General features: G+C 49.3%; 12 protein-coding genes. 8 read left to right on the top strand and 4 right to left on the bottom strand.

The window, feature by feature from the left end:
- Nucleotides 1–386: 386 nt before the first annotated feature.
- Together C3B51_RS22115 and C3B51_RS22110 are read right to left on the bottom strand one after the other, a co-directional pair.
- The gene (locus tag C3B51_RS22115; protein WP_130246413.1) at nt 387–1,316 is read right to left on the bottom strand and encodes a porin; all 930 of its coding nucleotides are present in this window, start codon (nt 1,314–1,316) and stop codon (nt 387–389) included.
- 142 nt (nt 1,317–1,458) lie between these two features.
- Entirely contained in the window at nt 1,459–2,307 is an 849-nt protein-coding gene (locus C3B51_RS22110; protein WP_046006163.1) for a LysR family transcriptional regulator, read from the bottom strand.
- Between the two features lie 86 nt (nt 2,308–2,393).
- On the opposite strand from C3B51_RS22110, the gene C3B51_RS22105 reads away from it, so the two are divergent.
- Entirely contained in the window at nt 2,394–2,771 is a 378-nt protein-coding gene (locus tag C3B51_RS22105) for a DUF413 domain-containing protein (RefSeq protein ID WP_125717175.1), read from the top strand.
- A 43-nt stretch (nt 2,772–2,814) separates the two neighbouring features.
- Here the strand turns inward: C3B51_RS22105 and rarD are convergent, their stop codons facing one another.
- Entirely contained in the window at nt 2,815–3,720 is a 906-nt protein-coding gene (rarD, locus tag C3B51_RS22100; RefSeq protein ID WP_130246412.1) for an EamA family transporter RarD, read from the bottom strand.
- Nucleotides 3,721–3,870: 150 nt separating this feature from the next.
- On the opposite strand from rarD, the gene recQ reads away from it, so the two are divergent.
- The 5 genes from recQ to C3B51_RS22075 all read left to right on the top strand — a co-directional run bounded on the left by recQ (nt 3,871) and on the right by C3B51_RS22075 (nt 10,052).
- On the top strand, nt 3,871–5,685 hold the full coding sequence (gene recQ / locus C3B51_RS22095) for a DNA helicase RecQ (RefSeq protein WP_130246411.1): 1,815 nt from the start codon (nt 3,871–3,873) through the stop codon (nt 5,683–5,685).
- 24 nt (nt 5,686–5,709) lie between these two features.
- The gene (locus C3B51_RS22090; RefSeq protein ID WP_130246410.1) at nt 5,710–6,012 is read left to right on the top strand and encodes a DUF3630 family protein; all 303 of its coding nucleotides are present in this window, start codon (nt 5,710–5,712) and stop codon (nt 6,010–6,012) included.
- Nucleotides 6,013–6,086: 74 nt separating this feature from the next.
- Nucleotides 6,087–7,856, top strand: coding sequence for a ShlB/FhaC/HecB family hemolysin secretion/activation protein (locus tag C3B51_RS22085; RefSeq protein ID WP_240701954.1), 1,770 nt, complete (start codon nt 6,087–6,089; stop codon nt 7,854–7,856).
- A gap of 57 nt (nt 7,857–7,913) precedes the next feature.
- Nucleotides 7,914–8,480, top strand: a complete 567-nt coding sequence (locus C3B51_RS22080) for a mechanosensitive ion channel domain-containing protein (RefSeq protein WP_130246409.1) — start codon at nt 7,914–7,916, stop codon at nt 8,478–8,480.
- 234 nt (nt 8,481–8,714) lie between these two features.
- Nucleotides 8,715–10,052, top strand: a complete 1,338-nt coding sequence (locus C3B51_RS22075; RefSeq protein ID WP_130246408.1) for a tetratricopeptide repeat protein — start codon at nt 8,715–8,717, stop codon at nt 10,050–10,052.
- Here the strand turns inward: C3B51_RS22075 and C3B51_RS22070 are convergent.
- A complete protein-coding gene (locus C3B51_RS22070; protein ID WP_130246407.1) occupies nt 10,049–10,636 on the bottom strand; it encodes a DUF6151 family protein in 588 nt (195 codons plus the stop codon). The genes C3B51_RS22075 and C3B51_RS22070 overlap by 4 nt on opposite strands.
- A gap of 167 nt (nt 10,637–10,803) precedes the next feature.
- Here C3B51_RS22070 and efpL point away from each other — a divergent pair, with 167 nt between their 5' ends.
- Together efpL and C3B51_RS22060 are read left to right on the top strand one after the other, a co-directional pair.
- Entirely contained in the window at nt 10,804–11,376 is a 573-nt protein-coding gene (efpL, locus tag C3B51_RS22065) for an elongation factor P-like protein EfpL (RefSeq protein ID WP_046006170.1), read from the top strand.
- 249 nt (nt 11,377–11,625) lie between these two features.
- A complete protein-coding gene (locus C3B51_RS22060) occupies nt 11,626–14,298 on the top strand; it encodes an ATP-binding protein (protein ID WP_125717168.1) in 2,673 nt (890 codons plus the stop codon).
- Nucleotides 14,299–14,301: the final 3 nt, after the last annotated feature.

Raw genomic sequence — 14,301 nt, 5'->3', positions numbered from 1 at the left:
CCGGTTACCCGGTGCGACTTAGTGTCACTGCGCTGTTAGCGCCGAGGGTTGTGCATTTTAATCACTTCCCATTTTATGTCAACACTTAATTTTGAAAAGTTTCAAAGCTAAGTTTTATTTGACTCCCAACTCGCTGGCTCGTTGCTTTTCAGCGTCGTGCCCCGTGTCGGTGGATGCGCATTATAGGGAAATCGAAACCAAGCGCAACCCCTTTTTTGAAGAAAAGTGAGAAAAACGGCCCATTCGGACGTTAATTGTACGAAACAGGTGTTTTTTGATATAAACCGCCGCTAAACCGGCCTGATTTCAGGTCCATAAAACGCAAAAAGGCCAGTCAGAGCGTTCCGACTGGCCTTTATCAATCTAGTTTTAGGTCGTTTATAGACTTAGAACTTGTATTCGATACCTACACCCAGGTAGTCTTCCTCTACACCATTGTCTTCATCAACACTTGAGTAGAAGGCATAAAGCTTTGCAGCTTTGCTCAGCTTGTGGTCGATACCCACAGAAATACCATCAACCTTATCGCCCTTATCAAAGTCGATAACCTGATATTGCAGTTTCAGGGTATTCGCGCCAAAACCGTATGCCGCGTTTACCATGTAACCGTCTGCCTCATCTGAGCCATCTACTTTCTCTTGCATCTGATACATTGCGCCCAGTTTAAAGTCTGCTACTTTACCCTGTACTGAGAAACGTACTGCATCATAGCCTTTTACTTCGCTGTCAGTCGCAACCGCAGCATAGAAGTTAGTGCTCTTCAATTTTGCATCGCCATAAGTAAGCGCTGCTGAATAACCGTTTTCGCCATCTGTGCTGTCTTCAGCGATAAAAGTACCAAGCACTTTAAACCCGTTGAAGCTGGCTGACTTGTAAGAGATTGAATCGCCAAGACGGTTTTCACCTTTAAACAGGTTCTTGATATCCGCTTCCAGGTCATTGAACAAGTCCAGTTTACCTTGTGACTGTTTGAAAGCCGTATCGTTACGGCCAATCACGACCTCACCAAAACCACCTTTCAGACCTACATACTGGTTACGTGCCGTAATGTTGTCATCATCGCCTTTAGAGTCGGCATCAGATACGTCAACCTGGAACTCTAATTTGTAGATAACTTCAAGACCAGAATCTAGTTTCTCTGATCCTTTTAAACCAAAGCGTGATGCGTTGCTTTTCACCTCAGTGAACGAGCCTTCACCTTCGTCTGAACTCTGTACAGACAAATTCGCTTTACCATATACATCAACATCAGCGTAAGCGCTTGCAGATAAAGCACCGAAAAGAGAAACAAATAATGCTGATTTAGATAATTTCATGTGTATTTCCTCAAGTATCACAACACGTAATTTTTTAGACAGGCGCAGTCTGCCAGCGATAAGTGACAGAAATATTACACACAAAATAAAACTGACATTAAATTGTCAGCTGACCATCATAAATAATTCAATAATCTGTAACCTAATCAGGTAAAGACGCCAACAGGCTGGCAATCGTTTCTATCTGCTCCAGTTGATCATTGTCCTTGTGATAAGCAACATAAATCTCCCGCGCATTCTGCTCTACCGATTCAATATGGAAAAGCTGTTTTTTCTCTATCGATTCAACCGCCAGCGCACGGGGGATAAATGCTGAGCCCCCGCACTGCATGATAAGGTCCAGCGCAATACGGCCGGTACTGGTTCTGAAATAAGGCGGTGTGCTGCCAGTAAACTGTTTCGCATGCCACAATGAAAAGGCCGTTCCCCAGTCTACGTAAACATATTGCTTGTCAAAAAAGTCTTCGCTTGTCGTTTGCGCCATTGTACTGACCGGGATGATGGCCAGATGCTTAATTTGTTTCACCACCAGCTCATCGACCTTGGGCGGATCAAACAACACAGCAATATCGAGCGTGCGCTCCAGCAACAGGCGTGTACTTTCTTGCTGGGCTTTGACTTCGGCCACCAGCGATACCCCAGGCATGGCCGCCACTATATGGTTAATCCCAAACTGTAAAAACGCATCCCAAATGTTCGGGGTACCCGCCAGGGACAGCTGTTTGTGCATGTTATTAGCTAGTGCCACATCGACTTTGGCCCGCTGCATCCCGGTTAAGATCATATTGGCATGGGGTAACAAACGTTCGCCCGGCGCAGTCAGCTGAATATTATTGCGCTGACGGATAAACAAATTCACGCCAAGGCTTTGTTCTAATTGGCGGATCCGGAAGCTCACAGCGGATTGAGTAATGTATAAATTCTCGGCTGCACGACCAAAGTGACGGGTCTTTACTACTTCGACAAATGTTTTTAATAGATCTAGGTCCACATAGCCCCCTTACGATAAAAAAAACTCGTTTAATTATTTCCGCACTATGGTCCATACTCCTGCCAAACAATGCTGAGGATTTCACCATGAGTCAAAATTTAGCGACCCTGAAAGAAGCTTTTGCTACAACAAAACATTTCTATGATGATATTAACTTTCCCCGGGGGTTTTCACGAAGCGGACACTTTACCCTGCAAGAGTCTGATATTCTGGAAAACCATGGTGCGTTACTTAAGAGCTTATACACTAAAGCCTGTGATCCGCAAAATGAATTTCAGCAACACTTTGTGGAGGTGATGGGGGGATTAGGAAGCCCGGAAAATGCCATGGAAAAGACCTGGGCCAAATACCTTAAGCTGACAACCTGCAAAACCAAGTTTCATACTTTGTTTGGCCGCTCTAAGGTCAATGCAAATAAAGAAGAAGTCGAAGCGGTGGCCACAGAGGCAGACGACGATCTGTAAAACATCACGCGGAGCACAGGCAGTGCCTGTGCTCCTACCTTTATCATGCCGCAGCAAGACGGCGCTGCGCCTTACCCGCCCGATAAGAGTCAAAGCTAAATAGCGCTAACGCAGACCAGATAAACGCAAACGTTAACACTCGCTCTGCACTAAACTCTTCGCCATAAAACACCACAGCCAGCATAAACATCAGGCTGGGGCCAATGTACTGAAAGAACCCTAAAGTAGAATAAGGGATGCGTTTTGCAGCCGCGGTAAAGCATAATAATGGCAAGGTCGTTACCACACCGGCGCTGATCAACAGCAAATTGGTGAGCCAGTCATTCAGCATCATATTGCTGGTGTCGCTGGGTGTTAGCCACCACCAGTAACCTAATGCAATGGGCAGCAGAATAACGGCTTCAATCAGTAAACCGGGTAAGGACTCCACCGCCATGGTCTTGCGCAGCAATCCATAAATCGCAAATGACCCTGCTAAAGAAAAGGCGATCACTGGAAACGAACCAAAGCTCACTAGTTGCAGCACCACTCCAACAAGTGCCAGCGCAACCGCAAACTGCTGGCGAGGCCGCAGGCGCTCGTGCAAAAACAGCATGCCCAACAGGACATTGAGTAAGGGATTAATGTAGTAACCCAGACTGGCATCCAGCATATGGCCATTATTTACAGACCAGATAAACAAGCCCCAGTTAAACCCCAGCAATAAAGCCGTAACCGTCAGCATCAGCATCAATTTAGGCTGGCGCAGTACCGCAATGACTTTATGCCAGTTCAGCTTAACCGCGATGATCAAGGCGATAAAGAGCACTGACCAGACAACCCGATGGATAAGAATTTCAAGCGCATCGACCTGATCCAGTGATTTAAAATAGATGGGGGCCAGTCCCCACATCAAAAATGCTAAAACGGCAAAGGTATACCCCTGCTTCGTTTCACTACTCGTTCCCATTCATTTCTCCCAAGCACAACATAAATTGGCCTTCTGATTGTTCCCACAGATGCCAAGCGCGCAGTATACCGCAAACTGTACCCGCCAGTATGATTTTCCTGTGATCAAAAACAAAAGACATCTGACGTAAAACCCACTAAAATGCGCTCGATGGAAAATCTTGCAACTCACTCAATCGACACACCGCACGGCGTACTGAAAGAAGTTTTTGGCTACAGTGACTTCCGTGACGGGCAACTCGACGTCATTCAGGCGTGCCTGGACGGGCGCGACAGCTTAGTATTGCTGCCGACAGGCGGCGGCAAATCTTTGTGTTATCAGGTACCCGCTTTACTCTTACCCGGCACCTGTATAGTGGTATCTCCCCTTATCTCTTTGATGCAGGATCAGGTTGCCCAGCTCAAGGCGTTAGGGGTCAGCGCTGAGTTCATCAATAACAGCATTGACCGGGCGCAGCAGCAAGCCATTTATCAGCGTCTGCATCAGGGCGAGATCAAGCTATTGTATGTCGCACCAGAGAAAGTCTTGCAGAGTGAGTTTATAGAACGTCTGAGCCATCTGAAGCTGGGATTATTTGCCATCGACGAAGCCCACTGCGTATCGCACTGGGGACACGACTTCCGACCCCACTACTGCCGCCTGCATGAGTTAAAACAACGTTTTGCCACGGTGCCTATGATGGCGCTGACGGCAACAGCCGATTTAGCCACCCGCAGTGACATTGTCACCCAGCTTGGCTTGCACACCCCGTTTATCCATACCGGGAGTTTTGACAGACCGAATATTCGTTACACCATCGAAGAAAAGTTCAAACCCCTGTCGCAATTGATGCGCTACCTGCGCACGCAAAAAGGGCAAAGTGGTATTGTTTATTGCTCCAGCCGTAAACGCGTTGATGATATCTCGGAAAAGCTGGTTGAGGCCGGCTTTAACGCTGCGGCATATCATGCCGGCATGACCAACGAGCAACGCCAGTTCGTGCAAAATGCCTTTGCCCGCGATGACATTCAAATTGTTGTGGCGACCGTGGCGTTTGGTATGGGGATTAATAAATCGAACGTGCGTTATGTATTGCATTACGACATCCCCAAAAGTATTGAGGCGTATTATCAGGAAACCGGGCGCGCCGGGCGTGACGGCCTGGCAGCGGAAGCCATTATGTATTTCGACCCCGCCGACATTGGCCGGGTAAAACGCTTTTTTGAAGACATTGAGGACGAACACCGCCGCAGAGTTGAAGAGCAGCGCTTTAACTCAATGGCCAGCTTTGCCTCGGCACAAACCTGTCGCCGCCAGATCCTGCTCAACTATTTCAGCGAATATCAGCGCGAACCGTGCGGTAACTGCGATATTTGCCTGAACCCGCCAAAGCGCTTTGACGGCACTTTGGTCGCTCAGCAAGCATTGTCCTGCATATACCGGGCAGAGCAGCGCTTTGGATTGGGCTACATTGTCGATGTCCTGCGTGGTGCCAACACAGCCCGGATCCGGGACAATCAGCATCACACACTGAGCACCTATGGCATAGGCAAAGAACACAGCAACGAATACTGGCTGAGTATCTTGCGACAACTGATCCATCACGGACTGGTCGCACAGGATATCACTCAGGGCGCGGCACTGCGCCTGACCGAAGGTGCCCGCTCGGTACTGCGCGGTGAGTATGCGCTGCAACTGGCACAGCCGCGACTGGAAGCCAAGCACGTTTATCAGGATAAACTGGCACAATTCAATTACGATAAAAAGCTGTTTGCCAAGCTGCGTAGCCTGCGCAAAGAGCTGGCCGATCAGGACGATGTACCGCCCTATGTGGTATTCAGTGATAAAACCCTGGCGGAAATGGCGCAGCTGCTCCCGACCAACGACAGCGAGTTCCTGAAAGTATCCGGGGTTGGCTTTACCAAGCTCAGCAAATATGGTGCGCCCTTTATGCAGCTGATCCGCAATTATCTCGACACCGATTAACCCGATATAGCAAGTGGAGTCACAGTGACAACGCACATCGATCACCTGGCAGATCAGGATACGATCCTGATCACCCCCTCAGCACTGCCTGACGCGGATGAATTTGAACTGTGGGGGCAAATTTTCTTGCACCTGGATGGCCTCTCTTTGCTGGAATTTCACCAAGGCGCCGACCGCCATCAGTGGCGATTTACCTGTGCAGGACACCCCTATAACCTCAACTTTGAACACTACAGCGAGAGTATCTGGATCGCGCCGGAAGGCCTTGCTGCAACTGAACATTTGCCGAACCTGGTAACATTATTACGGTTAAATTTACAACAATAATATAGACTTAGTTGAGCAGCTGTGGCTAACATAGGCCATAATAAAAAGTACGTTAACTAACGACAGGCTGTTCTATGGGTTGGGTTGTTCGCGCTTCAATACTGACAATATTCACATCACTTGCTGCCGCCTCTGGGACCGCTGTTGCCAGCACGACAGAGAGTGCGTCTGAGCAGTGCGGCAACAACCGCGCCAATGCACCAGAAGACAACAACCTTCATCGTCAGCTCGACAGCGAAGATACCCTGCCGGAATTACAAAATGCATCTGTGGTCAGTATTGAGCTTAAGCAATTAAACGTCTTTGATACCTCTTTGCCGGAGGAAGACAATGCGGTGTTTCGTTTTGCAAACAGGGCGCATATCACGACCAAACCCGAGGTGATCCGCAATTTGCTGCTGTTTACCCAAGGCGGTAAATATGACCCAAAACTGCTGAGGGAGTCTGAGCGACTACTGCGCCAACAATCCTATATCTATGATGCCAGGATCTTTGCCGAGCAAACCTGTGATGGAGAGGTTGCCGTCACCGTTGTGACCCGCGATCTCTGGACCTTGCTTCCGGATATTAGCTTTAGCCGTAGCGGAGGTGATAACTCAAGCCGCCTTGGTTTTCGCGAATCTAACCTGCTGGGCTATGGTAAACGCCTGTCGCTTACCCATATATCTGACCCTGATCGCAGTGGTTACCTGTTTGTCTATGACGACCCGCAAATTTTATCAAGTCGCTATAAAGGGCGGCTGGAATACGCTGACAACGATGACGGAAAAGTCCACTACGTTGGTGTTGAGTATCCGTTTTTTTCAATTGCTACGCCCTACAGCTATGGTGTGAGCAATTTAAGTAATCGCCGGGTTGAGTCGTTTTATAATTTAGGAGAGGAAATCTCCGAATACGAGCAGCTGAGTGAAATCTCTAACCTCTACATTGGCCGCTCATTCGCACTCGACAACGACTGGACCCGCCGGCTGCTGCTGGGCTATCGAGATGAAAAGCAAGAGTTTGCCCGACTGCGTGACACCACCTTGCCTATCGCTGAAGACCGTACACTGCGCTATCCCTATATTCAGGCGCAGTGGTTTGAAGACGCCTACATTAAAGTACGTAATTTTGATTCCATTTATCGCACCGAAGATTTGAATCTGGGCTGGAATATTAATGCCCTGCTAGGCTACTCCGACAAAGAGCTCAGTGATGACGACAGCCGCTGGGTTATGTCATTTAATGCTAACAAAGCGCATTTCACCTCTCAAAATAGTTTGCTGCGCTTGGCATTCAACCTGCATGGATACTGGAACAAGCGCAAGAGCGAAGCGGAAAACCTGTTGCTCAGCTCGCGGGTACAGTATTATCTCAATACCAGCTTGCGTCAGTCCTGGTACGGCCAGCTTGAAGTGCAATATGGCAAGCACCTCAGTGCCGACCAACAGATCACCCTGGGCGGTGAAACCGGCTTAAGAGGCTATCCGAGTAATTACCTGCAAGGCAACCGGCGGATTTTACTTAATCTTGAGAAACGCTATTACTGGGAGTACGATTTGTTGCAACTGTTTAAAGTAGGTGGCGCCGTCTACTTTGATATTGGCCGGGTTGATGGACGTCCCTTAGCGCCTCCACTACCTGGCGCCCTTGACGATCCGCACTCGCTGACTCCCCCGCAGCGATATGCGTTAACCAATCAGATCCAAGGCCAGTTTTTAAAAAATGTCGGCCTGGGGTTACGGCTTGCACCGAGCCGGGCCAATTCTGGCCTGGTCCTGCATCTGGATGTCGCCGCACCACTCGATGGTCCCGACAACATAGACTCAGTGCAATGGTTATTTACGGTTAAAAACCGCTTTTAACCGATTAAATTTCCCTGATATCATCCCGTTTTATTTGCATCCCAACGGATAGGCCATATGCCAGATACGTTTACGACATTTTTACTCGCTGAGTACAAACTGATCGTCACCCTGCTTTTTATTTTCCTGTTTCCCTTGCTGCTTAAGCTGGCAATCAAAGTGCTGCATAAGATCACCCGGGGAAAAATCGACCTGCACCGTCAGCAACGCGCCGAGCTGCTGTTAAAAGGCCTGGTCGGCGCGGTGTTATTGTGTCTGCTGCTGGTGTTCTGGGGCATTGAATTGCGCGGCTTACTGGTACTTGGGTCTTCACTGTTTGCGATGCTGGGCGTGGCCATGTTTGCCGCCTGGTCTTTACTCAGTAACCTGACGGCCTTTTTGATCATGTTTGTGCAAAATGACTATCGTCTTGGCAACTGGGTGAGGATCATTGACGGCGCTAATTTCATTGAAGGCTGTATTGTCGAAATGGGGTTGATGAATGTAGTGTTACGGCATGTCGACGGGCACAAAGTGGTCTATCCAAACAACCTGTTCGTCACCCGTCCGGTTTGGGTGCTCACGGAAGCCCCCGCCAAACCAAAACAAATTACTGAACGGCGAGTGCTTGGCCCTAAAAAATAAACACTCGCGCCGGTTGTCATATTAGGGTGATATGACGCATGATATATAGAAGCTGTCCGCTCTAACGGAGCGCATCTTTGAGGGATTAAACCTGCCTCCAGCCGGGTTCATTGTGTTGTCTTCAGAACGAAGCGCAGACGCACTTTTGCCCGAATATCGCAAGGCTTTCTCTCCTCACAGCCCTGCATTTATTGTGCGGTAAGTATCACTTTCAAACAGAACAAGGAAGGCGTCATGAATCCACCGAAATTGTGTGCACTGATCATCGCAAGCACATTGCTAGTGACAGGCTGTAAAAGCTTGGTCCAGAAGGGCAACAAGTTATACGAAGCAGGGATGTACGATCAGTCTGCCGAGTTCTATGAACAGGCACTGGCCGAGGATCCACAAGATGTTGAAGCCCGCCAAAGGCTCACCTTAGCGCGAAATAAAATCATCGATCGCGGACTGATAGACGTGCGTATGTTGCGCTTGTCTGGCAATCATACCGGCGCCGCCCTCAAACTAGAGGCGTTATTGCGAAATCAGGTGAGCTGGCATATCGAGCCCGTCGGACCGATGGCCGAAACTCAAAACGAAGAGCTGCACTACGCCACTCGCTGGCTGCAACAGGAAGCCTTGTCACTGTCGCGCTCCGCCTTCCCGGATCCATTTCGTTACTTTGAGATGCGCTATGCCTTTTTGATTGCCAACGCCAGACTGAGCAACACCTTTGCCCAATATCAGGCCCAGTTACAAGAAAACGCCGAGCGCCAGTGCCACAAGCTTAAAGCGTCGCAAGGCCAGGATCGCCTCTTTTTACAACGCTTTTATCGCAAATACTGTCAGGCCTGGAACATTACCAGCTCAGCAGACTCGCAGGTGAACGACCGGGCGCTTTATTCCGGGATCCGTATAGCCCCAAAACTGACTGTACAACTGCACGATACCAGCACCCAAAAGCAGCGCCTGCAAACCGTGTTATCACAGCTAAATGAAGCCTTTAGGGACAGCCTGTGGTATCACCCGCAAGGGGGCCAACAGTTTACGCTCAACGTCCATGCGACTTTTAAACATACTCGCGATGCAAAACTGGTAAGCCGCCAGAAGCACTACACATTGGAGCAAGCGCAGCCTAACCCGGCCGAGCCGGGTTCGTTGATACAAGTCGAGGTGGCAAAAACTTACCAATATCCGGTCACTGAGTTTACGGAATACTTCAGCCTGGACATCATGTATCAGGGTCGCCTGGGTCCACAGCAGATTGAACATAAGGTCGATGATAGCCAGGTGCACTATACGCAAAGCCATTATGCAGACTTTCCCAAATTGGACCTGGCACCGCAAAAAGCACACTTTCTGGATGTCAACACGCGCCTGGACAAACAGCTGTCCGAGCTGCGAGCGCAGTTTAAAGCCGATCTCGACAGCGTCTGGCAACAAACCTACTGTGAAGACAAACTCGGGGCGGCCAGTGGCGAGCATGTACTGCGCTGCGCCAAGCTTGCGCCTCATCACGAGTACGTTAATAACTGGTTCAATCAGCACTTTGGCTTAAGTTATCACGCCATGTCGAGCCTTTACTCGCTTTAGCCTTTGTCAGCAGCACTGCCGGGCGCAAGCAGTTGTGGCACCACGCATGGCTCGCCGTTAACAAAAAACACGGACGGCGAGTTTTTACCACACAGCTTCCAGGCCAGTAACTTGGCAATCAGGCGTAATACCATTGCCTTATGTGAGCGTGTGCCCTTGAGTTCATCTGGTACCCGTCCGAGTGCATCGCGACAATAGACACTGCCTTCGCTCGGACCAACCTGCTCATCCAGTGGCCCCAGCACAAAACTGCCCACTATTCCGACCATAGGCCAAAAGGCACTAAAACAATTACCCACCGGGGTGTTACAGCATTGGGTGTAAAAGCGATAAACGCCTCGTTGGGTTAATTGCAAACAAGCCAGCTGAGCCTGTCCCTGTGAAATAGTGACATGCGCCGGAGGCACCTGATAGATATCGGTGCCGCCAAACTCGTTAAGGCAGTCCGCGCGTTCCAGGTGCTGTAAATAAGCCCGACAATCCTTGCAATAACAGGTCAGACGGTTTCCTTGCCAATGCGGATGCGCAGCAATGCGCCCACGAACCTGACCGCACCGGCACTCCAGCTTCATCCCTTCAACCATACCTGACTCCTGTTGTTATTATGATATTTCTAGCCATTTTCTCCGCGCACAGCGCCCTACTCAAACAAGCGTCACGTGCAGAGCTGGCAGATTGGGAACACAGTACTTGGCGAGCTACGCACTTCATGCTAACTTCTCGCTCAGTTTAGACTAACAGGAAGCTTCTTATGCCTAAAGCCAGTGAAATAAAAAAACACGCCGCGATTGATTACAATGGTCGCGTCATGATCGTCCGAGACATTGAGCGCTCAGTACCGCAAGGCCGTGCTGGCGGCAGTTTATACCGTATGCGTATGTACGATGTCGTGAATGGCGGTAAAGTTGATGAAACCTTCAAAGCCGAAGAAATGCTGCAACTGGCAGACTTAACGCGTCGTCCTGCGATGCTGTCTTACATTGATGGCGAAGAGTATGTATTCATGGATGAGGAAGACTATACTCCTTATCATATACACAAAGACTCTATTGCTGAGCAGGTGCTGTTCATCAATGAGGAAACCAAAGGCCTGCTGATTGTGGTTGTAGAAGGTACGCCGGTTTCATTGGATTTGCCTTCAAGCGTTGAGCTGGTGATCGAAGAAACCGCCCCATCTATCAAAGGCGCTTCGGCCAGTGCTCGTACTAAACCAGCCACCTTAACAACCGGTCTGGTTGTGCAGGTGCCTGAGCATATTTCCAGCGGTGATAAAATTAAAATCAACACTGCGGAATCTAAGTTTATGAGCCGCGCAGACAGTTAAGTCAAAGACAGTTAAGTCAAAGACAGTTAAGTCAAAGACAGTTAAGTCGCGGACAATGAAGTCTTTGGTGCCCACGGTATATGCTGATGGGCACCAAATTTGGGCAAACAGAGTCAACCAATTTATGCGATAGCATAGCCGTTTTGTGCAAAAATCGGTAACATAACCCACAACAACATATTAATCGGACACGTTTGTGGTCATACTGGGGTGTTTCACCACCGAGTTGATAGATGGAATTGAACACGGATGAAAACAAGTAAGCTGAGTATCAGGCTGTTATGGTATATCACTCCTCTGGTGATACTGCCATTGTTATTGCTCGGCGGCTTTACACTGACCAATGTCACCAGCTCGACCCAGAAGCAGGCAAAACTCATTGTCAGTCGCTTTGTTGAACAACAACAACAAAAAATGTTCAACTACATGGAAATCTATCAGTCCACCACTAAATTACTGTCGACCTCTCCGGTACTCAGTGACTACTTGAGTTTGCCAGAACAAGAAAGCCTGGAAAAAACCCAGCGCTTAGGGGCACTCATGGATGTGTTTGCCAGCTATAGCGAAGCCTACCCGGATATCCTGAGCATTAATCTGGTAAATGAACATGGCCAGAGCCATGCTTTTTATGCCAGCAACCTCAACCGGGCGCCTCAGTCCTATCCCTTTTTTGCCCAGGTCAGGCAAAGCAACTTACGCCAGCAGCAGTTTATGCAAGCGTCACATAACGGTGGCACACAGCTTTATTTTGTCCAGCAGATCTATGGCGTGGATTTCAATCTCAACCGGCCTCAGCACGAGGGCTACATTATTGTCCAGGTTGCTCCTTCGCTTATCAGCAGCAGTATTCTAGAATCCCCCTATGACGACACCTTAAACCTGCTGGTGTCGGCATCAGGAGAGGTGTTATTCAGCTCCGACAGCCATTTTAATCAGAGCTTTCTGAGCACTGAGGAGATGGCACAGATCAATACACTGGCGGATAAAGGTAAACTGAACTCTCTGGTATTACCTTCCATTGATAACCTCAGACGCATGACCTACAGCGCACAGCTCAGTGGCGGCTATTATTATATCTCGACCATCCCTAAGACCATTTTGTATCAGTCGGGCAAAGCCATTAGTTTAACCACAGCCCTGATTGTGATTTTATCTGTGATCACACTCCCAATCCTGATCTTCATTGTGGTCAGAAACTTACTGCTGACTCCAATCGAGCTACTCGGCGAAGCCAGCCACCGTGTTGGCGATGGTGACCTGTCGGTAGCATTACCGGCACACGATGATGACGAAGTAGGCATCTTGTTTGAGGATTTTAATCACATGATCAAGCAGATCCGGGATTTCCAGGGGGAGCTGGAAGACTACAAATTGCACTTGGAAGAAAAAGTCGAAAACCGTACCCGGGCGCTGGAGGAAATGAACCGTCAGCTGGAAGTGGCGATTGCCGAAGCCGAACAAGCCAGCCAACTTAAGAGCCGCTTCCTGGCCAATATGAGCCACGAGATCCGCACACCGCTGACCGCCATAATGGGGTTCACCGAGCAGATGCTGCACTCTCCCAATGCCACCAACTCAGCCCTGCACTTAGATACCATTTTACGTAACTCCAGACACCTGCTGGAATTGATCAATAATATTCTGGATCTATCAAAAATCGAGGCCGAAAAACTGGCCGTTGAGCAAGATCCCATTGAGCTGCTCCATTTACTCAAAGACGTGGAGTCGATCATTGCCCCCATGGCAGAGCAAAAGCAGCTAGGGTTTACTGTGCATTATGCTTTGCCGCTGCCTCAGCAACTCTACAGTGATGAAACCCGGCTTAAGCAGATCTTGCTTAATATCGCGACCAACGCGGTTAAATTTACCGAAACAGGCAGCATTGAGATCAGCGCCCGTTATCGCTCAGACACCGCCCTATTCGAATTTGAAGTCAAAGACAGTGGTATTGGCATGTCACAAGGCGAAATGTCGCGGGTATTTAAACCCTTCGAACAGGCAGACTCAACCACCACCCGACGTTTCGGCGGCACCGGCCTGGGCTTATGTATCTCCAAAAACCTCGCCCAGTTACTGGGAGGTGATGTCAGCGTTGAGAGTGCTCAGGGAGTCGGTAGTCGCTTCACCATTACCGTCGCAGCGAATCACCCACAAGCAGAATTTGCCTGGATTGAGGACGAAGCTCAGCTGGCACACGAACATGTGATATCCACACAACAACTGGAGCAAACTCAGCTTGAAGCCGAAATTCTGCTTGCAGAAGACAACCCGGATAACCAGGAGCTACTAACTCTATTGCTTGGTGCCTGGGGGCTCAAACCTGATATCGCCAAAAATGGCGCACAAGCCGTGGAGATGGCACTGGTCAACGATTACGACCTGCTCCTGATGGACATGCAAATGCCTGTCATGGGCGGACTGGAAGCCACAGAAATGCTTCGCCACGCGGCTTACGATGGCCCTATCATTGCCCTGACTGCCAATGTCATGAAGCATGACATAGATACCTATCTGGCGGCAGGCTGCGATGCCACACTGGCCAAGCCCATTGACCGTGAAAAGCTCGGTGCCGTACTTCTGAAATATTTACAGCTGGAAGAGGATAAGAGCTCGCAATGGAATTCGCTGCTGCAAAGTGAAAAGTATTTGCAGATCAGCCGCAACTACGTAGAAAAACTCCCCGACCAACTCACCCAGCTGGAGCAGCTCTTTACCGATCAAGAGTGGGAATCGCTCAGAGCGCTGGCGCACAGTCTCAAGGGCAGTGCCGGATGCTTTGGCTTTAGCAATATTCACAGCGCGGCCGGCGATCTGGAGACCTGTCTGCGCGAAGATAATCCAAGCAAATGGGAATATGCCATGTTAAACCTGACACAGGCCATCAGATATACCCTGGAGCAGGAGCATGCCGACCTTAGATAAGTC

Source organism: Pseudoalteromonas rubra (genome assembly GCF_004212645.1).
In the GTDB taxonomy this organism is placed as follows: Bacteria; Pseudomonadota; Gammaproteobacteria; order Enterobacterales; family Alteromonadaceae; genus Pseudoalteromonas; species Pseudoalteromonas rubra_G.
Note: the sequence above shows the minus strand (reverse complement) of the source record. Positions and strands in the feature narration are given on the sequence as shown.

What these genes read in the sequence shown, in the direction of transcription:
- C3B51_RS22115 (WP_130246413.1), bottom strand. Translation starts at nt 1,316, where the DNA reads ATGAAATTATCTAAATCAGCATTATTTGTTTCTCTTTTCGGTGCTTTA.
- C3B51_RS22105 (WP_125717175.1), top strand. Translation starts at nt 2,394, where the DNA reads ATGAGTCAAAATTTAGCGACCCTGAAAGAAGCTTTTGCTACAACAAAA.
- rarD (WP_130246412.1), bottom strand. Translation starts at nt 3,720, where the DNA reads ATGGGAACGAGTAGTGAAACGAAGCAGGGGTATACCTTTGCCGTTTTA.
- recQ (WP_130246411.1), top strand. Translation starts at nt 3,871, where the DNA reads ATGGAAAATCTTGCAACTCACTCAATCGACACACCGCACGGCGTACTG.
- C3B51_RS22085 (WP_240701954.1), top strand. Translation starts at nt 6,087, where the DNA reads ATGGGTTGGGTTGTTCGCGCTTCAATACTGACAATATTCACATCACTT.
- C3B51_RS22080 (WP_130246409.1), top strand. Translation starts at nt 7,914, where the DNA reads ATGCCAGATACGTTTACGACATTTTTACTCGCTGAGTACAAACTGATC.
- C3B51_RS22075 (WP_130246408.1), top strand. Translation starts at nt 8,715, where the DNA reads ATGAATCCACCGAAATTGTGTGCACTGATCATCGCAAGCACATTGCTA.
- C3B51_RS22070 (WP_130246407.1), bottom strand. Translation starts at nt 10,636, where the DNA reads ATGGTTGAAGGGATGAAGCTGGAGTGCCGGTGCGGTCAGGTTCGTGGG.
- efpL (WP_046006170.1), top strand. Translation starts at nt 10,804, where the DNA reads ATGCCTAAAGCCAGTGAAATAAAAAAACACGCCGCGATTGATTACAAT.
- C3B51_RS22060 (WP_125717168.1), top strand. Translation starts at nt 11,626, where the DNA reads ATGAAAACAAGTAAGCTGAGTATCAGGCTGTTATGGTATATCACTCCT.